This window comes from Achromobacter sp. JCM 18799, from assembly GCF_055395645.1.
This window is the reverse complement of sequence record NZ_AP043866.1, coordinates 1,685,087-1,709,865: the sequence shown is the minus strand read 5'-3', so window position 1 is coordinate 1,709,865 and position 24,779 is coordinate 1,685,087. Positions and strand designations below refer to the sequence as shown.

Sequence of the window (24,779 nt, the reverse complement as noted above, 5' to 3'; positions counted from 1 at the left end):
GGAATTCTTTTGTAACAGTGGTCGAAATCGGGCCATCCGAGGTCGGTGGAACAAGCTCTCCGGGAAAACCCCCTAAACGGGTAAAATCACGTTTTGCTCTCCTTCTCTTTATACGGCGCCCGCATCGTGTCCCTAGTTCAGCATCTGCCTGGTTCCTCCGTCCTGTCCTCCTTCCGTCGCGATCGCCTCCTGGCGCAATTGAAGGAAGCCGGCCTGCCGGTGGCCGACATATCCGCCCGCTACGAGCACTTCGTCAGCACCGACGCGGCCCTGACGGCCGAACAGCAGCAACACCTGACCCAATTGCTGGACTACGGCACCCCCGCCACCGGCGACGCGCCGGCCAAGAGCCTGTCCCTGCTGGTGATCCCGCGCCTGGGCACGATTTCGCCCTGGGCCAGCAAGGCCACCGACATCGCCCACAACTGTGGCCTGGCGTCCGTGCACCGCATCGAGCGCGGCGTGCGCTACGTGATCACCCCCGAGCGCGGCCTGCTGGGTACCAAGTCCTTCGACGACGCCATGCTGGCGCGCGCGGCCGACTGCCTGCACGACCGCATGACCGAAACCGTGGTGGACGCCAGCTTCGACGGCCAGGCGCTGTTCCAGCCGCTGGCCGGCAAGCCCATGCGCACGGTCGACGTGCAGGCGCGCGGCGCCGAAGCCCTGGCCGAGGCCAACGTCTCGCTGGGCCTGGCGCTGTCGGACGATGAAATCGAGTACCTGGCCAAGTCCTTCAGCGACCTGGGCCGCGATCCCACCGACGTGGAACTGATGATGTTCGCCCAGGCCAACAGCGAACACTGCCGCCACAAGATCTTCAACGCCCAGTGGGTGATCGACGGCCAGGAACAGCCCAACACGCTGTTCGGCATGATCCGCGCCACCCACAAGGCGCAGCCCGAGGGCACCGTGGTCGCCTATTCGGACAACGCCGCCATCATGGAAGGCGGCCCCGCGCAGCGCTTCCAGGCCGGCGTGCCGGGCGTGACGGGCGAGGGCGTCGAAGGCGCCAAGTACATCCGCCGCAACACCACCGTGCACACGCTGATGAAGGTGGAAACCCACAACCACCCGACCGCGATCGCGCCGTTCCCCGGCGCCTCGACCGGCAACGGCGGCGAGATCCGCGACGAAGGCGCGACCGGCCGCGGCTCCAAGCCCAAGGCCGGCCTGACCGGCTTCACCGTGTCGCACCTGCGCTTTGACGATGCCTTGCAGCCCTGGGAAGCCGACCATCACGGCCTGCCGGAGCGCATCGCCTCGCCGCTGTCCATCATGATCGACGGCCCCATTGGCGGCGCGGCGTTCAATAACGAATTCGGCCGTCCCAACCTGCTGGGCTATTTCCGTTCGTTCGAACAGACCGCCGGCGGCACGCGCTGGGGCTACCACAAGCCCATCATGATCGCGGGCGGCCTGGGCAGCATCGATGCCGGCCTGACGCACAAGGACGTGATTCCTCCGGGCGCGTTGCTGATCCAGCTGGGCGGCCCGGGCTTCCGCATCGGCATGGGCGGCGGCGCCGCCTCCAGCATCAGCATGGGCAGCAACTCGGCCGAACTGGACTTCGATTCCGTCCAGCGCGGCAACCCTGAAATCGAGCGCCGCGCCCAGGAGGTCATCGACCGCTGCTGGCAGCAGGCAGAGAACAACCCCATCATCGCGATCCACGACGTGGGCGCGGGCGGCCTGTCCAATGCGTTCCCGGAACTGGTGAACGACGCCGGCCGCGGCGCCATCTTCGACCTCAAGCGCGTGCCGCTGGAAGAATCGGGCCTGTCGCCCGCCGAAATCTGGAGCAACGAATCCCAGGAACGCTACGTCCTGTCGATCCTGCCCAAGGACCTGGAACGCTTTGACGCCATCGCCCGCCGCGAACGCTGCCCCTACGCGGTGGTGGGCGTGGCCACCGAAGAGCGCCAGCTGCGCGTGGTGGACGGCGAGGGCCTGCCGGGCCTGGACACCATCCGTCCGCAGGGCGAAGCCGAAGTGCGTCCGGTGGATGTGCCGATCGACGTCATCCTGGGCAAGCCGCCGCGCATGACCCGCGACGTCACGCGCCTGCCCGGCGTGTCCGCGCCGCTGGACCTGGCCGGCATCGACCTGACCGAAGCCGCCTACCGCGTGCTGCGCCACCCCACGGTGGCCAACAAGTCCTTCCTCATCACCATCGGCGACCGCACCGTGGGCGGGCTGTCCAGCCGCGACCAGATGGTCGGTCCGTGGCAGGTGCCGGTGGCTGACTGCGCCGTGACCCTGGCCGACTACGAAGGCTTCCGCGGCGAAGCCATGTCCATGGGCGAACGCACCCCGATCGCCATGCTGGACGCGCCGGCCTCCGGCCGCATGGCCGTGGCCGAGGCCCTGACCAACCTGGCTGCGGCCGACGTGGCGCGGCTGGAAGACATCAAGCTGTCGGCCAACTGGATGGCCGCCTGCGGCGTGGCCGGCCAGGACGCCGCGCTGTACGACACCGTGTCCGCCGTCAGCGAACTGTGCCAGGCCACCGGCCTGTCGATCCCGGTGGGCAAGGATTCCCTGTCCATGAAGACGTCCTGGGAACAGGACGGCGAACAGCGCCAGGTGGTGGCGCCGGTGTCGCTGATCGTCACGGCCTTCGCGCCCGTGGCGGACGTGCGCGCCAGCCTGACCCCGCAGCTGCGCACCGACGCCGGCGACAGCGTGCTGATCCTGATCGACCTGGGCCGCGGCCGCCATCGCATGGGCGGCTCGATCCTGGCGCAGGCCTACAACCAGGTCGGCGAAACCGTGCCGGACATCGACGCGCCGCAAGACCTGCGCGCGTTCTTCGTCACGATCCGCACCCTGGCCGAAGCCGGCACCATCCTGGCCTACCACGACCGTTCCGACGGCGGCCTGTTCGCGACCCTGACCGAAATGGCCTTCGCCGGCCGCACCGGCATCTCGGTCAACCTGGACATGCTGACCTTCGATCCGCAATCGGCGGATTGGGGCGATTACAAGATCCGTCCCGAGCAGGTGGCGGTGCAGCGCGAGGAACTGACGCTCAAGGCGTTGTTCTCCGAAGAAGCTGGCGCCGTCATCCAGGTGCCGGCCGCCCAGCGCGACGCCGTCATGCAGGTGCTGCGCGGCGCGGGCCTGTCGGCGCATTCGCATGTGATCGGCGGCCTGAATGGCGCCGACGAAGTCGAGTTCTACCGCGACGGCAAGAAGGTCTGGGGCCAGCCGCGCGCCGAACTCGGCCGCGCCTGGAGCGAAGTGTCCTACCGCATCATGTCGCGCCGCGATAACCCGGCCTGCGCCCAGGCCGAGCTCGACGTCTGGAACGACGTCACGGATCCGGGCATGAGCCCCAACGTGGACTTCGACCCCCAGGAAGACGTGGCCGCGCCCTTCATCAACACCGGCAAGCGTCCGCGCGTCGCGATCCTGCGCGAGCAGGGCTGCAACAGCCAGGTGGAAATGGGCTGGGCCTTCGACACCGCCGGCTTTGAAGCCATCGACGTGCACATGACCGACCTGTTGTCCGGCCGTGTGGATCTTGCGCAGGTGCAAGGCCTGGTGGCCGTGGGCGGCTTCAGCTACGGCGACGTGCTGGGCGCTGGCGAAGGCTGGGCGCGCACCATCCGCTTCAACAGCAAGCTGTCGGATCAGTTCGCCGCCTACTTCGCGCGTCCCGATACCTTCGCGCTGGGCGTGTGCAACGGCTGCCAGATGATGGCCGCGCTGGCGCCGATGATTCCGGGCGCAGAATTCTGGCCGCGCTTCACGCGCAACCTGTCGGAAAAATACGAAGCCCGCCTGGCGATGATCGAAGTGGCCAAGTCGCCGTCGATCTTCTTCGCCGGCATGGAAGGCGCGCGCATTCCGGTGGCCGTGGCGCACGGCGAAGGCTATGCGGACTTCTCGCAGCAGGGCGAAGCCAGCCGCCTGCTGGCCGCCGCGCGCTACATCGACAACCGCGGCCAGGCCACGGAAGCCTATCCGTTCAACCCGAACGGCAGCCCGGGCGGCCTGACCTCGGTCACCACCGCCGACGGCCGCTTCACGGTCATGATGCCGCACCCGGAACGCGTGACGCGCAACGTCATGATGTCCTGGGCGCCCGAGAAGTGGGGCAAGGCGGATGCCGGCGGCGCGTTCAGCCCCTGGATGCGCATCTTCCGCAACGCGCGCGTCTGGCTGAAGTAAGCCAAACGCTGGCGCCGGGGCTTGCTTCCCGGCGCTTGCGCGAAACGCCCCGCTACTTGGCGGGGCGTTTTCATTGTGGCGCTCAGAACTGGTACTTCGCCCGGCCGATGACGCTGCGGCGGCTGCCCGGATAGCAATCGCTCAGGTCGGAGCAGGTCGCCAGGTATTCCTTGTCGAACAGATTGGTGGCGTTGACCGACAGCGTCAGGTGCTTGTCCACCGCATAGGACACGCCCGCGTCCACCAGCGTGCGCCCGGCGATCTCCAGCGTGTTGGCGTTGTCGCCGTAGGTCGAGCCCACGTAGCGCAGGCCCGCGCCCAGGCTCAGTCCGGCCAGCGCACTGTTGCGCACCGTGTAGTTCAGCCAGCCCGACGCGCTATGCTCGGGCACCAGGGCAGGGCGGTTGCCTTCCGTGCCGTTGTTGGCGCGCGTGATGCGGGCGCGCACATAGGTATAGGAACCGGTGAAGTCCCAGCCGTCGCCCAGGCTGAACTTGCCTTCCAGTTCCACGCCGCGCGATTGCACCTCGCCCGAAGCGACCTGGAATCCGGGGTTTTGCAGGTCATTGGTCAGTACGTTGCTCTTCTTGATGTCGAAGACCGCCAGCGTGTAGAGCGCATTCGACCCGGGCGGCTGGAACTTGATGCCGCCTTCCCATTGACGTCCGCGCGAGGGCGCGAACGGAGAGCTGCCATTGGCCGGCGCCGAGGTTCCGGTATTGGGCAGGAAGGACTGGGCGAAGCTGACGTAGGGCGCGACGCCGTTGGGCATGACGTAGTTCAGGCCGGCGCGGCCGCTGAAGCGGCTGCCGCTTTGATCGGAGTCGTTGTTCAGGATCCGGTTTTCGGTCTTCTGGCTGTACCAGTCGTAGCGGCCGCCCAGGGTCAGCACCCAGCGCTCGTCGAAGCGGACCTGATCCTGAAGATACAGGCCGGTCTGGTGCGTGCGCTCGAGGTAGTTGGCCAGCGGTATGGTCGGCGTGGGCACGTCCACGCCATAGACTGGATCAAAGGGGTTCAGGCTGGGGGCGGGCCCCATGGTGCGCGACACGTCCGCGCTGCTGCGGTTGAAGTCCAGGCCCAGCAGCAGCGTATGGGCCAGCGGACCGGTGCGCAGGTCGAACTGGGCTTGGTTGTCCAACGCCAGCGCGGTCATGCTTTCGTCGTAGCGGCGGGCAGTGCGGGCGATGCCGGTGGGCGTCAGGCCGGCCAGGAACATGTTGTCCAGGATCGAATCGACCCGCCCGTAGCGCAGGTTCTGCCGCACCTGCAGCGTGTCGTTGAAACGATGCTCGAACAGATACCCGATGCTCTTCTGGTCCTGGTCGTAGCGATTGAAATTGGGATCGCCGTTGCGCAGATTGGTGGGCTTGCCGTTCACCGTAACCGTGCCGATGGTGCCGCCGGAACGGTCGCGCAGGTACTCCGTCAGCAGCGTGAAGCGGGTCGCGGCGGAAGGGGCCCAGGTCAGCGAAGGCGCCAGGAACAGGCGGTCGTCGGAAATGCGGTCGCCGTTGGGGTAGGTGAATTGCGTGTTGGCGTCGCGCGCCACGCCGATGATGCGGTACATCAGCGTGCCGTCTTCGGTCGCGGGGCCGGTCAGATCGACCGCGGCCTGCTTGCGCTGGAAGCTGCCGTACTCCAGCTCGGCCTCGTAGTGCGGCGTGGCCGAGGGCAGCTTGCTCACGCGGTTGATGACCCCGCCCGCGTCGCCCTGGCCGTACAGCACGGAAGAGGGGCCGCGCAGCACTTCGATGCGATCGAGCGCGTAGGGTTCGCTGCGGAACAGGGTGTAGCCGGACGTGGCCTGGCGCAGGCCGTCCTTGTAGTCGCTGGTGGCCTGGGCGTTGAAGCCGCGCAGCATGACCCAATCGAAGCCCTTGGGATCCACGCCATACGTTTCCACCGTCACGCCGGGCACGTAACGCAGCACTTCGGTCACGCTTTGCGCGTTCTGCGCTTCCATCTGCGCCCGCGTCACCACCGAGATCGACTGCGGGACTTCCAGGATGGGCGTGTCGGTCTTGGTGCCGGCCCGGGTTTCCTCGGCCACGTAGCTGTCGGGCGCCACGCTCGAGGCCCGCACGGTGACCGGCTCCAGCGTGGAAATGCCTGCCGCGCCGGGCGGCAGCGGACGCAGCACGTAGCCGCCGCCTTCCTGCCGCGCGGCCAGGCCGCTGCCGGCGAGGATCGCGGCATAGCCCGCGTTCAGGCCATAGGCGCCGCGCAGGCCGGGGCTGCGGCGGCCCGCGGTCAGGGCGCCGTCGATGGCGATGGTCACGCCCGCCTGCTGGGAGTAGGCGTTCAGCACCTGGTCCAATGGGCCGGCGGGAATGTCGTAGCTCCTGGCGGCCCGCTCCTGGGGCGAGGGGGAGCCTGGTCCCGCGGCCATGGCGGCGGGGGGCGCGGCCAGCGCCAGGGCGGTCAGGGCCAGCGCCAGCGTGCTGCGGGCGGGCTTGGGAGTGGAGCGGGCTTGCATGGAGTGGGTTCCTCGTTGCGGACGTGAATGCTGCGGATATGCAGGTATCCCGAACGAGAAATAAAAAGTGCTACGGTTTTCGCGAATTTTTTTTGTAGAGGGCTATCTGGGTTCCACCACCACCCAGTAAGCCGTGTAGCGCGACACGCGCAGCGGCAGGGCTCTTGCAAGCGAGGCCAGGATCCGGTCCGTGTCGTCCAGGGCGTACACGCCCGACACGATCAGGTCGGCCACGCGCGGGTCGCAGCGGATCACGCCGCGCCGGTGGCGCCCGACCTGGTCCAGGAAGTCCGCCAGGCGCAGCCGTTCGGCCACCAGTTGGCCGCGCAGCCAGGCCGGCGCCTGCTGCAGGGCGTCCGGCATCGGCTCGGCCGCCAGCGGCGTTAACGCGGCGGACTGGCCCGCGTCCAGGCGCAGGGGGTGGCCCCGCGAGGGCTGGATCTCCACCGCGCCTTCGTAGACGCCGACCCGTATCCGGTCGCGCTGCTGCTCCACGGTGAACCGGGTGCCCAGCGCCTGCACATCGCCATAGGCGGTGGCGACGAAGAAGGGGCGGCCCGCGGCAGCCGGGCCGTGGCCGGTTTGCACGTAGATCTCGCCGCGCCGCAGGACCAGCCGGCGCGCCTCGGCGGTGTATTCCATGTCCACGGCGCTAGCGCCGTTGAGTATGAGCCGGGTGCCGTCGGCCAGCATGATTTCGCGCCGTTCGCCTGCCGCGCTGCGATAGTCCGCGGCGTAGGCCTGCCAAGGCAGGCGTTGGGCCGCCAGGCCCGCGGCGCCGGCGCCCAGCACCGCCCAGCCCATCAGGCGCAGGGCTTTGCGGCGTCCCGCCTGCCGGCCCGAGCGGGCCAGAGCCTGGGCCGATGCCTCGGGCGAAACGTCCATCAGCCGCGTGTCGATCCGCTGCACCTGCTGCCAGGCGCGTTCATGGTCCGGATGGGCCGCGCGCCAGCGTTGCCAGGCGGCGCGTTCGTCGGCGCTGGCTTCGCCGGACCACAGGATGACCAGCCATTCCAGTCCTTGCGCCAGTATCGGTTCGGGGATGTCCCCGTGCCGGGCGCTCACAGCGCGGCCAGGCAGGCTTGGGCGGCGCGCAGCATGTGCTTGCGCACCAGCGCCACCGACACGCCCAGGCTTTGCGCGATGTCGGAATAGGTCCGGCCCTCGAAGCGGGACAGGATGAAGACCTGGCGGGCGCGGGCGGGCAGGGCGTCCAGCGCGGCGTCCACCGCCATCAGCGTTTCCAGCGCCAGCGCGCGCGCTTCGGCCGAAGGCATGTGCGCTTCGGGCAGGCTGGCCAGGGCGTCCAGATAGGCGCTTTCCAGCGCGCGGCGGCGGTACAGGTCCACCACCAGGCCCCGGGCGATCTGGGTGAGGAAGGCGCGCGCCTGGCCGGCTTCGGGCAGGCGGCCCGAGTTCAGCAGCCGCTCGTACGTGTCGTGCGACAGGTCGGCCGCGTCATGGGCGCAACCCAGCCGCCGCCGCAGCCAGCCCGCCAGCCATCCATGATGGTCGCGGTAGAGCAGGTTCAAGGCATGTTGCGCCGTGGGCTGGGTGGCCGCCGTCACGATGGGTTTCCGTCAGGTCCAAAGATTGCAAATGATAATCGTTGTTAATTGTGTTGGACAAGGGCGACACTGCAGGAAATGCGGCATGCAATCAAATGAGATGTTTAACTTTTCATTGCAACCTGTCGTAAAGCATAGGTAGCCGCTATACGCAACCCGGAGTGACCCCAATGTTCCAGAATCTCAGTATTCGCGCGGTCTTGACGACCGCTTTAGCCGTTTTCTTCGCGCTTTTCCTGCTAACCGGCATCGCCGTCCACCAGCAGCTGACGTCCAACCGCAATTCCATCGAAGTGCTGCTGGACACCAACCTGGTCCGCGCCAATGCCGTGAACGGCGCCGGCACCGAACTGCTGCGCGCCCGCCTGGTGCTGCTGGCCGCGCAGACCGCGCTGATGGAAGGCAAGAGCCTGGACAACCTGGCCAGCATGCAGCGCCTGGACGGCTATACCAAAAAGGCCGGCGAGCTGATCGACCTGGTGCGCAAGACCCCCGAAACCTCGGCCCAGGGCAAGCCCCTGCTGGACGCGGCCCTGGCGGCCTACGACGTCTATCACCGCGACGCCATCGTGCCCATGATTGCGGCCATCCGCGCCGGCAACGCGCAGGATTCCAATCGCCTCAACCTGGAAAAAGTCACGCCGCTGGGCCTGACCTTTACCGCCGCCATCCAGAAATACGTGGACTATGCCGACGAGGTCGGCCAGCGCGTGGCGCGTGACGCCTCCACCCGCATCAACGGCGCGATCGCCGTCCTGGTCGGCCTGCTGGTCGTCGTGGCCGCGCTGGTGCTGGGCCTGTACGCGGTGTTCGGCCGCGCGGTGTTCCGTCCGCTGCATGAAGCCGGGCGCCTGTTCGACCGCATTGCCGGCGGCGACCTGACCAACCGCATCGAGCAACGCGGCAACAACGAAATCGGCGTGCTCTACGCCGCCGTCAAGCGCATGCAGGACAGCCTGGCGCGCACCGTGTCGGCCGTGCGCCTGGGCGTGGAAGAGATCCACACCGGCGCGCGCGAAATCGCCGCGGGCAACATCGACCTGTCTTCGCGCACCGAACAGCAGGCCGCCTCGCTGGAGGAAACCGCCGCCAGCATGGATGAGCTGTCGTCCACCGTGCGCAACAACGCGGAAAGCTCGCGCAGCGCCTCGGAACTGGCCGTGGCGGCATCCGAAGTGGCCACGCGCGGCGGCCAGGCCGTGGGCGACGTGGTCGGCACCATGCGCGGCATCGCCGACAGCTCCAACCGCATCGCCGACATCGTCGGCGTGATCGACGGCATCGCCTTCCAGACCAACATCCTGGCGCTGAACGCCGCGGTGGAAGCGGCGCGCGCCGGCGAGCAGGGCAAGGGCTTCGCGGTCGTGGCCAGCGAAGTGCGCGCCCTGGCGCAGCGCAGCGCCGCCGCCGCCAAGGAAATCAAGGGCCTGATCGACGACTCCGTGCAGAAGGTATCGATCGGTTCCGACCAGGTTGAAGCCGCCGGCGCCACCATGCAGGAAATCGTGACCTCGGTGCGCCGCGTGACGGACATCATCAACGAAATTTCCAGCGCGTCCGAGGAGCAGTCGCAAGGCATCCAGCAGGTCAACCAGGCCGTGTCGCAGATGGACAGCGTGACGCAGCAGAACGCGGCGCTGGTCGAGCAGGCCGCGGCGTCCGCGGCATCCCTGGAAACCCAGTCGCAGCGCCTGCGCGAAGCGGTGGCCGTGTTCAAGCTGCAGACCGGCCGAGTGATCGATGCCGATGCGCCGGCCGTGGGTCGCAACGGCGAACCGGCTTTGCTCGGCGCCTGAACGCGCCAGCGCATGGCGGCCGGCCCGGATGGCTGGCCGTGAACGGGAACAAAGCCCCCAGCGCGTGTGCGACTGGGGGCTTTGTCCATGGGCCGGATGTGCGGTCCGTGTGGCGGCACCATTTCCCGGCGCCTATGACAATCAGGGACAAAAGATGCCAGCCGCGCCGCACAGGCATAAAATAGCGGATTGCCTACCCCCTCCCGCACACAGGATCCCGCGCCATGAACGCACGCATCCCCGAAGACGCTCTTCCTCCCACCCTGGACCCGAAGGCCTTGCAGGCTTTCGTCGACGAAAAATGGGACAACGAGATCATCCCGGCGCTGACCGACTACATCGCCATCCCGGCCAAGAGCCCGGCTTTCGACGCGGACTGGGAAAAGAACGCTTTCATCGAGCGCGTGGTGCGCGACGCCGCGCAGTGGGTCGAGGCACAGAAGGTCTCGGGCCTGAAGCTGGAAGTGGTGCGCCTGCCGGGCCGCACGCCCGTCATCTTCTTTGACGCGCCCGCCACCCGCAGCGACAACGGCGACACCGTGCTGCTGTACGGCCACCTGGACAAGCAGCCCGAATTCTCAGGCTGGCGCGCCGGCCTCGGCCCCTGGACCCCCAAGCTCGAAGACGGCAAGCTCTACGGCCGCGGCGGCGCCGATGACGGCTATGCCGTGTACGCCTCGCTGACCGCCATCATGGCGCTGGACAAGCAGGGCATTCCGCGCCCGCGCTGCGTGGGCATCGTCGAAACCTGTGAGGAATCCGGCAGCTACGACCTGCTGCCCTACGTCGACGCGCTGCGCGACCGCCTGGGCAACGTGGCCCTGGTGGTGTGCCTGGACTCGGGCGCCGGCAACTACGACCAGCTCTGGATGACGACTTCGCTGCGCGGCATGGTGTCGGGCACGCTGGAAGTGCAGGTGCTGGACGAAGGCGTGCACTCGGGCGACTCCAGCGGCGTGGTGCCGTCCTCGTTCCGCATCCTGCGCCATCTGCTGGACCGCCTGGAAGACAGCGGCACCGGCCGCCTGCTGCCGCAGAGCCTGCATTGCGAGATCCCCGCCGAACGCGTGGAACAAGTGCACGCCACCGCGCGCATCCTGGGCGACGAAGTCTGGCGCCGTTTCCCCTGGAGCTGTGGCGCCGACGGCGGCTTCGTGCTGCCCATGACGACCGAACCCGAACAGGCGCTGCTGAACCGCACCTGGCGTCCGACGCTGTCGGTGACCGGCGCCGAAGGCCTGCCGCCGCTGTCCAGCGCCGGCAACGTGCTGCGTCCGCGCACGGCCTTCAAGCTGTCGCTGCGCCTGCCGCCGCTGATCGACGCCGTGGCCGCCTCGCAAGAAATCAAGGCGCTGCTGGAAGCCGACGCGCCCTATAACGCCAAGGTGATCTTCAAGGCCAACGAAGGCGCCGCCACCGGCTGGAACGCCCCGGCCTCCGCGCCCTGGCTGACCCAGGCGCTGGACGCGGCCTCGCAGCAGTACTACGGCGCGTCCTGCGGCTATATCGGCCAGGGCGGCACCATTCCGCTGATGAGCATCCTGCAGAAGGGCTTCCCCAAGGCCCAGTTCATGGTCTGCGGCGTGTTGGGCCCCAAGTCCAACGCCCACGGCCCCAATGAATTCCTGCACGTGCCCTACGGCAAGAAACTGACCGCAGCCGTGGCCCAGACCATGGCCGCCATGCCGGCCGCGTAAGCGGCGGCGACGCTCTTCAAAGCGCGGGCCGCAACGCCCGCGCTTTTCTTTTTTCCAGGACGGACACCCATGATTTCCACTTCCGACGCCTATGCCAACGTGGTCGCTGAGACCAAGCACTGGCTGAACCAGGCCGTGATCGGCCTGAACCTCTGTCCCTTCGCCAAGGCGGTGCAGGTCAAGGACCAGATCCGCTTTGCCGTCAGCGACGCCACCGACGCCGAAGGCGTACTCACCGACCTGCAGGACGAACTGGCGCTGCTGGCCGAGACCGATCCGGAAAAGATCGACACCACGCTGCTGATCATCCCCGACGCGCTGGACGACTTCATGGACTTCAATGACTTCGAAGACCTGTCCGACCGTCTGCTCAAGCGCATGCGCCTGGTGGGCGAGCTGCAGGTGGCGACCTTCCATCCGCAGTTCCAGTTCGCCGACACGCAGCCGGACGACATCGAGAACTACACCAACCGGTCGCCGTACCCGATCCTGCACCTGTTGCGCGAAGACAGCATCGACCGCGCGGTGGAGTCCTTCCCGGATGCCGCCGAAATCTACGAGAAGAACATCGATACGATGAAGCGGCTGGGGCTGGAAGGCTGGAAGAAGCTGATGACCAAGGCCTGACGCCATCGGATCGCATACCAAATACCGCTGCTCGGAATAAAGTGCTCATCGTCTCCTGGTAAGCCTCGGGATATCCCTAGATAGCCCGTCCGCGGTATTGCATACAACATACTGACGCCGTGACAGCTCGCCGTAAGGTGAGCGGCCCGTGCGTCCTTTCCCTTCGATTGCTTTGCCCCGCGGCCTCTCCCGGGCGCGGGGGCGTTGTCCTTGCCTGGAGAGTTGTATGCGATTTACCCGCCGCCATGCCCTGGGCGCGCTCGCCGCGCTGCCTCTGATCTCGCGCCCCGCCTGGGCCCAGAACACTTTTCCGACCCGCCCCGTGCGCCTGCTGGTGGGCTTTGCCCCTGGCGGGCTGACCGATATCGCGGCGCGCGCCCTGGCCGAGCGCATGGGCAAGACCTTGAAGCAGAGCGTGGTGGTGGAAAACCGTCCCGGCGGCCAGGCCATCATCGCCACGGTGGCGGTGGCGCGCGCCGAGCCCGATGGCTACACGCTGGGCTTTGCCGGCACCAATGGCATGATCCTGAACCCCTTGCTCTACAACAACCTGCCTTACCAGCCATCGGACTTCAAGCAGCTGGGCTCCATGGGCAAGTCGCCGATGCTGCTGATCGTGCATCCCGAGCTGGGAGTGAAGAACGTGCAGGAATTCATCGCGCTGGCCAAGAAGAAGCCGGGCGACATCACCTGCGCGCACGCCGGCCGCGGTGTGATCAACCACCTGGCGCTGCTGCACTTCCAGTCCAAGACCGGCACCCAGTTCCAGGACGTGCCCTACAAGGGCAGCGGTCCCGCGCTGCTGGACCTGATGGCAGGCACGGTGCAGAGCACTTTCGACTTCCCGACCTCGGCGCTGCCCAACATCAAGTCGGGCAAGTTGCAGGTGCTGGCGGTGACCTCCGACAAGCGCCTCTCCAGCCTGCCGGACGTCCCGACCATGAAGGAGGCTGGCCTGGACGGCTTCGAACTCTATACCCGCATGATGATCTCGGGTCCGGCCGCCATGCCGGCGCCGGTGGTCGCGGCGCTGGAGAACGCCGTGCGCGAAGGCACGCGCGATCCCAGCCTGGTGCAGCAGTTCGCGGACCAGGGCGTGACCGTGGAGTTCACTTCGTCGGCCGACCTGGACAAGGTCATCGCCGACGAGTCCGCCATGTGGGCCCAGGTCATCAAGGCCAATGGCGTGCCCAAGACCGACCTGAAGAGCTAAGGAGCCACCGTGGCAGAACAACCCAGCATCACCGTCAGCCCGGAACGCGCCCTGATCGACGTGGCGCGCGAGATCCGCGTGAACGGCTTTCCGGCCTATGCCTTCATCACCGTCACGGCCAGCATGACGATGTGCGGCGCGCCATGGCGCTCGCAAGCCGTATTCGTGGCCGGCCACGACGGCAGCCTGGACCTGGCCCGCGATTGCCCCGTGTCCGGCAGCTATGCCGAGCCCGCGGCCATGGGCATCGTCTGGTCCATGGCTTGCGAGGACGTGGCCAGCGTGGTGTTCCCGCCGGACCGGACCGAGTCGCTCGTCATCCGCATCGAAGCCAGCGACGGCCGCCAGTCCGCCGCGGCGACCCTGGTGCAGGAATTCCAGGCCGAAGGCGTCACGCACCGCAGCGTGCGCGAGCAGGTTGGCGGCATGACGCTGTCGGGTGAACTCTATACGCCCGCCGGCCCCGGCCCGCACCCGCTGGTGATCTACATGAACGGCTCGTCCGGCGGCGTCAACGCGCCGCGCGCGGCGCTGTTCGCGTCCCGTGGCTACCAGTGCCTGGCGCTGGCCATCTTCAACTACGAGGGCCGCCCCAAGTATCTGAACGACATGCCGCTGGAGTACTTCGAGCATGTGTTGCGCTGGGCCCGCGCGGAGCTTACGCCGCGCGACGGCTTCGTGGCCTTGTCCGGCATCAGCCGCGGGGGCGAGACCTCGCTGCTGGTGGCCTCGCATTACCCGGACTTGGTCAGCGCGGTGGTCGCCTACGTGCCGTCGCCGGTCATGCATGGCGTGGTCAGCGCCGGTGCGCCCGGCACCGGCCGCGACGCGCAGGTCTGGACCAAGGGCGGCGAACCGCTGCCGCATCTGTGGCAGGACAACACCAGCGCCAACTGGGACGCCGCCTACGCGTCCCAGCCGCCGTACCGCCAGACGCACGCCTTCCTCAGCGCCACGCGCGACAGCGCGGCGTTCGAGCGCGCCCGCATTCCGGTCGAGAACTATCCCGGCCCGGTGCTGCTGGTCAGCGCGTCGGACGACGGCTTTTGGCCCAGCACCGCCTACTCGGAAATCGTCATGCGGCGGCGCCAGGAACATGGCTTGCCCACGTTCCACCACGTCTGCATGGGCGCGGGCCATCACGTGCACTATCCCTGCCTGCCCGCGACCCTGATCAGCAAGCCGCACGCCATGTCCGGCCTGCTGCTGGACGCGGGCGGCACGCCCAGCGCCAACGCGGCGGGCAACGAAGGCTCCTATCTGGCGGTGCTGGAGTTCCTGGGCAGGGTGGGGGGCGTGGCGAAGTAGGCGGCCAGGCGGGCGGCCGGGCTAGTCCGCCCGGCCGTCATCCGTTGCGCAGCTTCTGTTCCGACACGAACGCCGACCAGCGCTGCAGCTCGCCGCGTATCAGCCCGGCGAACTCGACCGGGGTGTTGGCCTGGGCGGCTTCCATGCCCAGGCCGGCAAGCTTTTCGCGCACCTCGGCGTCGGCCAGGATGGTCTGCATGGCGCCGTTCCATTTGGCGATCAGGTCAGGCGGCGTGCCCGCGGGCGCGACGATTCCCTCCCATTCCTTCAGATTGAATGCAGGCACCCCGGCCTCGGCCAGCGTGGGCACGCCGGGCAGGGCGGCCATGCCGCCATCGCGCGTGACGGCGAGGGCGCGCAGCTTGCCGGACTGCGCCAGCGGCACCGCGACGGATGCGGTGGCGAACATGGTCTGCACGTAGCCGCCCATCAGCGCCTGCGCCGCTTCCGCCGGCCCCTTGAACGGCACGTGCAGCATGTCTATGCCGGCCGCCTGGCAGAAGGCCGCGCCCAGCAGATGGGCAGGCGAACCATTGCCGCCGGAACCGTAGCTGAGCTTGCCGGGCTGGCGCTTCGCCTGTTCGACCAGGCCGCGGACGTCGGCGTATTCGCTGCCCGGCGCCACCAGCAGGGCGTTGTACAGCCAGACCAGATTCGCGATCGGCGCGAAGTCGCCATCCGTGCGGTACGACACCTTGCCGAACAGCGCCGGCAGCACGGTATGCGTCAGGAACATGATGCCCACGGTATAGCCGTCGGGCGCGCTGCGCGCGACCGCGTCCAGCCCTATCATGCCGGTCGCGCCGGGCCGGTTCTCGACCACCACCGGCTGGCCCCACAGGCGCTGCAGCCTTTCGCCGATCACGCGCGCCAGCACGTCGGGCGGGCTGGCCGCGGGCAGCGGCACGATGATGCGTACGGGCTTGTCCGGGTACGCGGCGCGGGCGGCCCAGGGCAGGGTACAGGCCAGGGCGCCGGACAGGCCCTTCAGTAGCGTGCGGCGGCGCATGGTTCAGGCCGCGGACGAGACAGGCGGCATGAAGATCACGTCATACTCCGGCGCCACCGCAACGACCTCCGCCGGACTCGACATGTTGTGGATGCGCCGGTAGAGCTCCAGCAGCTTGCCCGCGGGCGCGGCCCAGAACAGCGCGGTGGCGGCGACGCCGGAATTGTTGAAGAAGGCATGCGGCACGCCACGGGGCATGCGCACCAGGTCGCCGGGGCCGGCCGAGGTCTTCTTGCCATCGAGCAGCAGGTCGATGCGGCCGTCCAGCACGAAGATGTACTCGTCCTGATTGGGATGCACGTGCGGCGGCACGAAGCTCTCTTCCGGAAACGTGGCGTGCCAGGAAATGCTGTCCAGGCTGACCTGCTTGGGCACGTACACCTGGCCCAGGATGTTCCAGGAGACGCCGTCCAGGCCGGCCTGGGCGCGGGTGATGTCGGGGGTTTCGAGAATCATGCTGCACTCCTCAGGATTGCGACAGCCGATCCAGCGTCGGCTTCACTAGCGGGTTGGATGATGCGAAACGGGGCTTGAACGTCTGCCTGGCGCGGGCCAGGTCGGCTTCGTCCCAGTAGCCGATCAGGATGCCGCCTTCGGAAATGCGCGGCTGGACTTCAATCGACTCGATGGTGCCGTCGGCCACCGTGGCGCGCTGGCGCGGCTGGCGGGCCCAGCGGAACAGCAGGTCCTCCATGCGCTTGCGCACCGCCTCGTGCGCGGGCGAGGCGCCCAGGTCGACGAATTCGTTCGGGTCTTCCTGCAGGTTGTACAGCATCGGCCGGTAGCCTTCGGCCAGCACGTACTTCCAGCGTTCATCGCGCACCATGCGCAGCCAGGCCTGGCGCGCGGGCGTACCCAGCGCGATGCGCGAATCCTGGAAGGCGTAGTCGTACTCGCAGATGACGTGATCGCGCCAATCCGGCGGCGTCTGGCCGAACAGCAGGGGCCGCAGCGAACGGCCGTCCATGATGTGCGGCACCGGCACGCCGCCGCAGGCCTCAAGGAAGGTGGGCGCCAGGTCTATCGCCTCGACCAGGGCGGCGCAGCGCGTGCCGCGGGCGGCGTCGGCGCGCGGATCCGGGTCATAGACGATCAGCGGCGCGCGGATGACGGGTTCATGGAACAGGTCCTTTTCGCCCATCCAGTGGTCGCCCAGATAGTCGCCGTGATCGGACGTGAACACGATCATGGTGTTGTCGAACAGGCCGCGCGCCTCCATGAAGCGGAACAGCGCGCCGAGCTGGTCGTCGATCTGCTTGATCAGCCCCATGTAGCCGGGCATGACCGCCTCGCGCACGCCAGGCTCGGAGAAGGTCGCCGACACGCGATGCTGCATCATCGCCGCATACACCGGATGCGGGTCGGCGCGTTCGGCCTCCGATCGCACCACCGGCAGCGCGTCCTGCGCGCTGTACATGCCGGCGTAGGGCGCCGGCGCCAGATACGGCCAGTGCGGCTTGATGTAGGACAGGTGCAGGCACCAGGGTTGCTCGCCCGCCTCGGTGATGAAGTCCATCGCGCGGCGCGTGATGTAGGGCGTTTCCGAATGCTCGTCGGGCACGCGCGCGGGCAGGTTGGAATACTTCAGGAACCAGCCCGAGCGCACCCTGCCGTCCGTGTCGACCGCGGAATTGGCCCAGCTTTCCCAGGGGTTGTCGCCGCCATAACCCTGTGCGCGCAGATAGTCGTTGTAGCGCGGGTCCGGATCGTGGCCCGAATAGGGATGGATGCCGTCGTCGCGCTCGTAGGCGTCGAAGCCGCATTCGGCAATGCGGCGGCCAATGACGGAGGCAGGGTCTATGCCCAGCCGCGACATGCCGGCCGTGTCGGCGCGCATGTGGGTCTTGCCCACCAGCACCGAGCGCACGCCCAAGGGCCGCAGATGGTCGCCTATGGTCATCTCGCCGGCCTTCAGCGGCACGAAGTTCCAGCTGGCCCCGTGCGCATGCACGTAGCGCCCGGTGTAGTAGCTCATGCGCGACGGGCCGCAAACGGGCGACTGCACGAACGCCCGGTCGAAGATCACGCCGCGCGCGGCCAGCGCGTCCAGATTCGGGGTCTTCAGCCTGGGATGGCCAAAACAGGAAAGATGGTCGTAGCGCAGCTGGTCGCACATGATGAAGAGAATGTTCTTCACGCCTCGGGTCATGCTAGGCTCCTGTCTCCGATGGGCATGCAGGAATTCTATCGACGGCCTGCGCGCGCATCCCTTGAATTGTTTTGATGTCGATTACCCCAGGTAATCGGCCGGAGAGGCGGTTTGCGACTCCAGCATCTGAACCTGTTGCTCACCCTGGCCCGGACCGGCAGCATGCGCGCCGCCGCGCAGGTGCTGAACGTGTCGCAGCCGGCGTTGACCAAGTCGCTGCGCCAGCTGGAAGAAGAGGTCGGCGCCGAGCTCGTGGTGCGCACGCCCAAGGGCGTGCGGCTGGCGCAGGCAGGCGAGATCCTCGCGGCACGCGCCGCGGTCGTCATGCGCGAAATCGAAAAGGCTCGCGAAGACCTGGCCTGGCACCTGCGCGGCGCCGAAGCCCAGGTGACCTTGGGCGTATCGCCCGCGGCCGCGATCCTGCTGGCGCCGGGCGCGGTGGCGCGCTATGGCGCGCGCTGGCCGCAGGTGCGGCTGCGCGTGCGCGACACGCTGTATCCGCAGGCGCTGGAGCGCATCCGTTCCGGCGAACTGGACATGGCGCTGGGGCCGCTGCCCGAGACGGGCGGCGGCGGCGACCTGGCCGTGCAGCCGCTGTTCGAAAGCCAGTCGGTCATCGTCGCGCGGGCATCGCATCCGCTGGCAGGCGCGCGGCATCTGAGCGAGCTGGCCGAGGCGGCCTGGGTGCTGACGGGGCCGGCGCAGGGGCCGGGCGATCCCAGGGCGCTGTATGCCGACGAAACGCAGGCGCGCGCGTTGCACCTGCAGCTCGAATGCGAGTCTTTTTCCACGCTGCTGGCGTTGATGCCGCAGCTGGACCTGATCGGCATCATGCCCCAGGGGTTCCTGGACCGCTACGGGCCGACGTTGGGCCTGGTCCGGCTGGCCATCGCCGATCCCTTGCCCAAGACCGTCATCTATGTGACGCACCGCGCCGATGCGCCGCTGACCGTGCCGGCGCGCCGCCTGCTGGACGCGCTGCTGGGCGAGGCCGCGCAGCTGGCTGCCCACCCCTGAGCCGTAACGGATCGGTCCAAACGGTTGAGGCGCGCCGCAGACGCCATGCCAGCGGCGTAAGCCTCAATATCTTTGACGGTTGGCCATGCGCGGCCTTATTTTTTTGGATTCCTGCCGAGGCGCAATCCACGCCGCCTCGACATTCTCCAAGGCGACATCATGGTGATTGCAACGACAGTCCTGGTGGTGGGCGCCGGTCCGGCGGGCCTGCTCACCGCCGCCGAGCTGCAACGGCGCGGCGTCCAATGCCTGTTGATCGATGCGCACGAGCGGCCGCTGGAATGGGACCGCGCAACCGTGGTCCATCCCCGCTCGCTGGAGATCTTCGACTCGCTGGGCATCGTCGAGCCGCTGCTGGCCGCGGGTGTGAAGCAGCGCGGCGCGCGCATCCATGCCGACGGCAAGGTGCTGGGCGAGATCGACCTGGACCTTTGCGGCAGCCGCTACCCCTACAACATCGGGATTTCGGAAGAGGTCACCGAGTCCATCCTCGCCGATTATCTGGCCAGCCACGGCGGCAGCGTGCAGCGGGCCAGCAAGCTGGTGGACCTGCAGGAACGGCCGGACGGCATGCTGGCCAGGATCGAACGGCCGGACGGCGATATCGAAGTGCTGGCCGAGTGGGTGATAGGCTGCGACGGCCACCACAGCACGGTGCGCGAACTGGCCGGCATCGAACAGGACGGCCACGACATCAGCCAGCCTTGGGCGGTGTTCGATGCCGCAATCAGCGGCTGGCCCGAGATTTTCGAGGCCAACTACGCCTACCTGGACCGGACCCCGGTGATCCTGACGGCGCTGCCGGGCCAGCGCTGGCGCGTGTACCTGCGGCCCAGCGCCGAAGATTCCGATCTGGTGGCCGATGCCTTGTCCACGTTGCGGCGCTATCTGCCCCAGGCCAATTTCGAAGACGTGGCCCACCCGGCGCGCTTCCGTTGCTACACCAAAGTCGCGCGGCAATTCCGGGCCGGCCGCATCCTGCTGGCCGGGGACGCCGCGCATACCTGCAGCCCGGCCCAGGGCCATGGCATGAATAGCGGCCTGCACGACGCCGTCAACCTGGCCTGGAAGCTTGCGCTGGTCTGCGGCGGGCAGTGCTCGGATTGGCTGCTCGACAGCTACCAGGCGGAGCGCCGGCCGGCCGCGCAGCGCGTGCTGGCATCGGGCGACGAGGCCGAGAGCGCCCAATTGGCCACGGACCCCGACGTGCTGCGCGAGCGCAATGCCGCCATCCGCAAAGCCTTCGAGGACGGCGCCTCGCAGCATCACGAGGCGGTGGCCGAGGCGGAGCTGGACATCGACTACCGCGATTCGCCCATCGTCATGGGAGACCGGCACGATCCGGTTTCGCCCGGCCAGCGGCTGCCGGACCAGATCCCGATCCGCCTTGCGGCGGGCGGCGCGGGGATGCTGCACGAACGCACCCACCGCAAGGGCCATACGGTCTTCATCCTGGGCGGTCCGCGGACGTCCGCGGACGCGCTCGCCCAGGTCCGCGCCGCAATCGAACCGCTATCCGACGGCGCCATCATCGAGGCCGTGGTCGCCTTGACGGCGAACGGCGATATCGGCGGCGTGGACGGTTATCTGGATCTCTCGATGGCCGGCAGGCTGGGCGTGCGGCATATCCTGGTGCTGGCCGTCAGGGCGGACGGCCATGTCGGGCTGCGCTCGGAAGAGCGCCACGCGGAGACCCTGGGGGCTTACGTAGCGCGGCTGCGCACGCCTGCGCCGGCATCCTGATCGGGGGCGGGCGCCTGCGCCACGCCCGGCACGCCGCGCCGGATGTTGCGCGAGAATTCGGCCGCATCCACGGTGGCGCGGGCGCGCTGCGTGTAATGGCCCGCCTGCCGGTAGGCCTGCGGACTGTCCGCGCCTGCGAGGGCGTCCAGGCGGTACAGGTACTCGGGCAGATAACCGGAGAACAGCACGCGGTAATCGAGCGGCAGCCCCGGCACGATCTGGTCGGCCAACCGGTACACGATGGTGGTGCAGTTGCCCGTCAGCGTGTTGTAGAAGCGCGGCTTGTCCGCCAACCGGGTGGCGGTGTCCACATAGGACAGGAACAGCTTGCGGGCCGCGCCCTCTGGCATGTGCACGCGGTACAGATAGCCTTCCTCGCCGCGCACATTGGTGCGCACGCGCAGGCTGTCTTCCTCGGTCGAGGCCAGCACGGACAGCTCATACTGGCGGAAGAAGCCGCCGATTTCCGAGAACTCGTCGTGCAGCTTGCGGCGGATCTCCACCGAGAACACCACGTATTGGCCGTCGCTGAAGCCGAACGACACCAGGGCGTGGGCGATGGCGGGCCGGCCCCAATAGGACAGCGCCAGGTCCACCGAGGCGAGGCGCGACATATCGTAGCGGCGGGTCTCCCAACGCACGTCGTAGTCCGTGCGCGTGCGCCAGTCGAAATTGCGCACGTTGCGCAAGGTGACGATGTCGCCCTCGATGGTGCCTTGCGTCTGGCGCTCCACTTCCGGCATCCACTGACGGTCGTTGGATGGACGCACCCCCAGCCGCCACCAGGCCAACAGCGCCAGCAGCAGAACGCCGAACAGCCAGGCAGGCCGGGACTCTCCGATGGACAGTCCGACCAGCGCGGCGGCCGCGAGCGCGAGCCATGCCGCCGGCGGGACGGCGCGCGCGCGGCCGGGGAACGGAGACTGGAACCAGAGCGCCGCCGCGCCCCAGGCCGCGCCGGCCACGATGGCCACTCCGCCTACGATCTGCGCAATCATGGCGTCTTCAGGCGCGTTGCGGGGCCGTCATTGCGCCCCTTGCGAGGATTCGGCCTGCTCCGCGTTGCGGGCCTGCGCCTTGCGGTCCTGCTTGCGCCAGCCCGCGCGCATGCGGGCGATCTGGCGCAGCGCGTCCTGCGACATCTTCCACCAGCCGAACGGGCGCGGGTCGGCCAGCATGCTGAGCGCGCGCGCATAGTCCAGGGTGAGGCCCGGGGTCCAGGCCATGGTCAGCGCGCGCTTGCGGATCTGCGCGGCCACCCACAGTTCAGGCGTCAGCAAGAGGCGCAGCAGCACGCGCCATCCTGCCTTCGGGCCATGCAGGCGTCCCACCACGCCGTCCAGCGCCGCTTCCAGCGCGCTGGACACCGAACTGGAGCAGTTGCGGTGCGTCAGGTTGTAGATCTCGGTCTTGCGGTACTCGTTCCAGAAGGCCTGCAGCTTGGCCGCGTCGTAGTTGCGGATGCGCACTCGCATCGTGGACGGCGTCCAGGCCTTGGATTCGGTGGCGTAGTCGGGCTGGTACACGCCTGGCACGTTGTTCTCGGCGGTGGCGCGCAGCAGAGTGCCGAACTGTTCCGGAGAGTGGTCGATCTCCCGGGCCGGATACAGGCTGATGTACACGCCTTCCGGCGATTCCAGCGCGGCGTGGCCGGTCGACACCACGCCGTTGATGTCGACGGCGGCGATGTAGCGATTGACCACGGGGTAGTTGCGCGTCTCGGTCTTGGCCGAGCCCGACGGCGTCCAGACGTGGACGGTCAGCGCGCGCTCCGATTCCAGCGGGGGACCGTCGAACACCGTCTGCGCGGGCGCGTCGGCGCGCGTCGGCATGAAGTCCGGATGCGGATTGACGTCCAGCGCCGGGTTGGAGTCCAGGTGGCGGACGCGGCGCGCCAGCGACAGCAGCCGCAGCCCTGTGAACGCCAGGAACAGGCCCAGGCAGTATGGCACCGTGCCGACGTAATGGGTCGGGTAGGGCTGGAAAAAGAAAATGGCCAGCAGGATTTCCGCCACGCCCGAGGCGAAGACATAGCGCCAGCGCTCGTAGCGCACCACGTAGGCGGCGGTGCACTGGATCAGGCCGTCCACCAGGAACATGAGGCCGAACAGCATGGATAGCGCGAAATGCCCGTGATGGTGGCCGATCAGGACCAGGCTGCCGGCCGTCAGCACGATGGCGCCCTTGGCATAGCGCAGCACCCGCTGCCCGCCCACGCCGGACTTGGCGATCATCAGCGTGGCCAGGCCTTCGATGACCAGCAGCGCCGCGAAGAAATTCAGCGGGAAATAGACGGCGTTGTCGAGCGCGTCGATGAACAGCGTGACGCCTGTAATGCAAAGCAGGCCGCCGATGATATACAGCCCGCGGGCGCGCTTGCGCAGATAGTCCACGCCCAGCAGCAGCAAAACCAGATTGGCCATTGCGCTTGATCCTCCTCTTCCGTGACCCCGTTACGGTGCTAGATATTTGGTTTGCTAACCAAGTTAACAAATTTTCCGGCAGCTATGCAGGTATTCTTCCTGACGCATCCGTCTGCGATCTTTCCCGGGACATGGCATGAACACCAAGACCAGCCGCGCAACAAAAGAGGCAACGCAAGAGACACCCTCCAGCCTGATAGACGCCAGGATCCGCGAACTGGACGACTGGCGCGGCCAGACGCTCGCGCGGGTCAGGGCCATCATCAGGCAGGCCGATCCCGGCGTGGTAGAGGAATGGAAGTGGCGGGTGCCGGTGTGGTCGCGCGACGGCATCATCTGCACTGGCGAAACCTATAAAGGCGCCGTGAAACTGACCTTCGCCAAGGGTGCGGCGCTGGAGGACCCCACCGGGCTGTTCAACGCCAGCCTGGACGGCAACACGCGGCGCGCCATCGATATCCGCCAGGGTGAAACCCTGGACGAAACGGCCCTGGCTGCGCTGATCCGCGCCGCGGTGCGCCTGAATGCGGCGGGGAAATCGGCAAGCGCGAAAAAATAGCTCGCGCCTGAGGTTCAGGGCAACAGCCCGGCCTCTCGCAACAGCGGCTCCTCATACTCGGAGCCTTCCGCCGGATATCGCAGGTCCGCAAGCTTGCCGGCCTTGGCCAGCGCCCAGACGATGCTTTCGCCGGCGGGCAGCGTGTCGGGCGCCTGGGCGTACAGCGGATCTTCAAATGCGGCGCTCGCCGGGGCGATCGTCCAGCCCTGGGCGTACAGCGCCGCAATCATGTCCGGCAGGGCTGCCGCATTGAGCTGGTTGGTGTGCAGCAGCATGACATGCTTGGGGCTGCGGCCCAGCACCTCGCGGGCCAGCCCGTCGTAATAGGCCGCCCGGTCCAGCAAATGGCGGACGTACCGCTGTTTCACGCGCTGGGCCCGGGCGGTGTCGCCCGCCTTCATGTGATCGGCATAGACGCGGCTGTAGTACCAGTCGCTGGCATCTATGGATACCAGCCCGTTCCTGTAGCGGTTCTGCGCCATCCAGTCCCGCATGCCGTCCCGCTTGGCTTGCGTATCGCCTTCTTTCAGGTACGGGAACCGCAGCATCGGCACGAAGGTAGGCAGGCTCCGCAGGGCGGCATCGGCGCTTTTTACATCGGCAATGAATGCTTCCAGCGACACCTTGGGGTCGGCAAGGCTGCGGTGGCTGGCCGTATGGTTGCCAACCCAATGTCCCGCCCTCGACCATTGCGCCACCAGCGCGAGCCCGTCGGCGCCACCTATGCTGCGCAACGCGGGAAACAGCGCGGACTGGATCCCGTGCTTCTGCAAGGCCTCCAGCAGTTGGGAATTCCATAGCGCGGCCTGGGGCTGCTTATCGGGATCGAGTCCGTCGTCAAAGGTCAGGGCCACGGTCTGGGCGGAGCACCACGACGCCCATAGAGAGAAGCCGACGGCAAAAATGCGGCGTAGGGAAAAGCGGGAAGCCATGCAGGGAAGCAAACCTCGGATGTCGTTGCCACGCACGCCAGGAATTCCACCCTGGCGTCCCGTGCCCCGGCGGATGCCGGGGC

General features: G+C 67.9%; 18 protein-coding genes. 9 read left to right on the top strand and 9 right to left on the bottom strand.

The genetic code is table 11. The features are described from left to right. Positions 1-126 precede the first annotated feature (126 nt). The gene (gene purL, locus ACZ5YA_RS08110; protein ID WP_464092350.1) at positions 127-4,176 is read left to right on the top strand and encodes a phosphoribosylformylglycinamidine synthase; all 4,050 of its coding nucleotides are present in this window, start codon (positions 127-129) and stop codon (positions 4,174-4,176) included. A gap of 82 nt (positions 4,177-4,258) precedes the next feature. Here purL and ACZ5YA_RS08105 read toward each other — a convergent pair whose 3' ends face one another. The 3 genes from ACZ5YA_RS08105 to ACZ5YA_RS08095 form a co-directional block, all read right to left on the bottom strand. Beyond that, on the bottom strand, positions 4,259-6,655 hold the full coding sequence (locus ACZ5YA_RS08105) for a TonB-dependent siderophore receptor (protein WP_464092349.1): 2,397 nt from the start codon (positions 6,653-6,655) through the stop codon (positions 4,259-4,261). Between the two features lie 102 nt (positions 6,656-6,757). Next, positions 6,758-7,720: a FecR domain-containing protein gene (locus tag ACZ5YA_RS08100; protein ID WP_464092348.1), complete on the bottom strand. Its 963-nt coding sequence runs from the start codon at positions 7,718-7,720 to the stop codon at positions 6,758-6,760. Then, on the bottom strand, positions 7,717-8,223 hold the full coding sequence (locus ACZ5YA_RS08095; protein WP_419343736.1) for a sigma-70 family RNA polymerase sigma factor: 507 nt from the start codon (positions 8,221-8,223) through the stop codon (positions 7,717-7,719). Before ACZ5YA_RS08095 ends, ACZ5YA_RS08100 begins: the two co-directional genes overlap by 4 nt. A gap of 170 nt (positions 8,224-8,393) precedes the next feature. Here ACZ5YA_RS08095 and ACZ5YA_RS08090 point away from each other — a divergent pair, with 170 nt between their 5' ends. From ACZ5YA_RS08090 to ACZ5YA_RS08070, 5 genes are all read left to right on the top strand, one after another. Next, entirely contained in the window at positions 8,394-10,019 is a 1,626-nt protein-coding gene (locus tag ACZ5YA_RS08090) for a methyl-accepting chemotaxis protein (RefSeq protein WP_464092347.1), read from the top strand. A 224-nt stretch (positions 10,020-10,243) separates the two neighbouring features. After that, positions 10,244-11,716: a M20 family metallopeptidase gene (locus tag ACZ5YA_RS08085; protein ID WP_118932104.1), complete on the top strand. Its 1,473-nt coding sequence runs from the start codon at positions 10,244-10,246 to the stop codon at positions 11,714-11,716. 69 nt (positions 11,717-11,785) lie between these two features. Next, positions 11,786-12,343 carry a DUF1415 domain-containing protein gene (locus ACZ5YA_RS08080; RefSeq protein WP_059373378.1) on the top strand — a complete coding sequence of 186 codons (558 nt, stop codon included), beginning with the start codon at positions 11,786-11,788 and terminating at the stop codon, positions 12,341-12,343. A gap of 226 nt (positions 12,344-12,569) precedes the next feature. Further along, a complete protein-coding gene (locus ACZ5YA_RS08075) occupies positions 12,570-13,556 on the top strand; it encodes a Bug family tripartite tricarboxylate transporter substrate binding protein (RefSeq protein WP_118932105.1) in 987 nt (328 codons plus the stop codon). 9 nt (positions 13,557-13,565) lie between these two features. Next, positions 13,566-14,864 carry an alpha/beta fold hydrolase gene (locus ACZ5YA_RS08070; RefSeq protein WP_464092346.1) on the top strand — a complete coding sequence of 433 codons (1,299 nt, stop codon included), beginning with the start codon at positions 13,566-13,568 and terminating at the stop codon, positions 14,862-14,864. Positions 14,865-14,901: 37 nt separating this feature from the next. On the opposite strand, the gene ACZ5YA_RS08065 is transcribed toward ACZ5YA_RS08070, so the two are convergent. Genes ACZ5YA_RS08065 through ACZ5YA_RS08055 form a run of 3 tightly spaced genes read right to left on the bottom strand, consistent with a single transcriptional unit; the run spans position 14,902 to position 18,022 of the window. Further along, entirely contained in the window at positions 14,902-15,873 is a 972-nt protein-coding gene (locus ACZ5YA_RS08065) for a Bug family tripartite tricarboxylate transporter substrate binding protein (protein WP_464092345.1), read from the bottom strand. 3 nt (positions 15,874-15,876) lie between these two features. Then, positions 15,877-16,329 carry a cupin domain-containing protein gene (locus tag ACZ5YA_RS08060; RefSeq protein WP_054456254.1) on the bottom strand — a complete coding sequence of 151 codons (453 nt, stop codon included), beginning with the start codon at positions 16,327-16,329 and terminating at the stop codon, positions 15,877-15,879. Positions 16,330-16,339: 10 nt separating this feature from the next. Next, positions 16,340-18,022, bottom strand: coding sequence for an alkaline phosphatase family protein (locus ACZ5YA_RS08055; RefSeq protein ID WP_464092344.1), 1,683 nt, complete (start codon positions 18,020-18,022; stop codon positions 16,340-16,342). Between the two features lie 111 nt (positions 18,023-18,133). Between ACZ5YA_RS08055 and ACZ5YA_RS08050 the strand changes: the two genes are divergently transcribed. Next, positions 18,134-19,039: a LysR substrate-binding domain-containing protein gene (locus ACZ5YA_RS08050; protein ID WP_118932109.1), complete on the top strand. Its 906-nt coding sequence runs from the start codon at positions 18,134-18,136 to the stop codon at positions 19,037-19,039. Between the two features lie 159 nt (positions 19,040-19,198). Further along, positions 19,199-20,782: an FAD-dependent monooxygenase gene (locus ACZ5YA_RS08045; RefSeq protein ID WP_118932110.1), complete on the top strand. Its 1,584-nt coding sequence runs from the start codon at positions 19,199-19,201 to the stop codon at positions 20,780-20,782. Here the strand turns inward: ACZ5YA_RS08045 and ACZ5YA_RS08040 are convergent. Beyond that, complete coding sequence (locus ACZ5YA_RS08040) at positions 20,743-21,780, bottom strand: Lnb N-terminal periplasmic domain-containing protein (RefSeq protein ID WP_464092343.1); 1,038 nt, start codon at positions 21,778-21,780, stop codon at positions 20,743-20,745. The genes ACZ5YA_RS08045 and ACZ5YA_RS08040 overlap by 40 nt on opposite strands. Before the next feature lie 27 nt (positions 21,781-21,807). After that, positions 21,808-23,205: an HdeD family acid-resistance protein gene (locus tag ACZ5YA_RS08035; RefSeq protein WP_059373356.1), complete on the bottom strand. Its 1,398-nt coding sequence runs from the start codon at positions 23,203-23,205 to the stop codon at positions 21,808-21,810. A gap of 136 nt (positions 23,206-23,341) precedes the next feature. Between ACZ5YA_RS08035 and ACZ5YA_RS08030 the strand changes: the two genes are divergently transcribed. Next, positions 23,342-23,764: a DUF1801 domain-containing protein gene (locus ACZ5YA_RS08030; protein WP_306637109.1), complete on the top strand. Its 423-nt coding sequence runs from the start codon at positions 23,342-23,344 to the stop codon at positions 23,762-23,764. 14 nt (positions 23,765-23,778) lie between these two features. Here ACZ5YA_RS08030 and ACZ5YA_RS08025 read toward each other — a convergent pair whose 3' ends face one another. After that, entirely contained in the window at positions 23,779-24,696 is a 918-nt protein-coding gene (locus ACZ5YA_RS08025; RefSeq protein ID WP_464092342.1) for a polysaccharide deacetylase family protein, read from the bottom strand. Positions 24,697-24,779 lie beyond the last annotated feature (83 nt).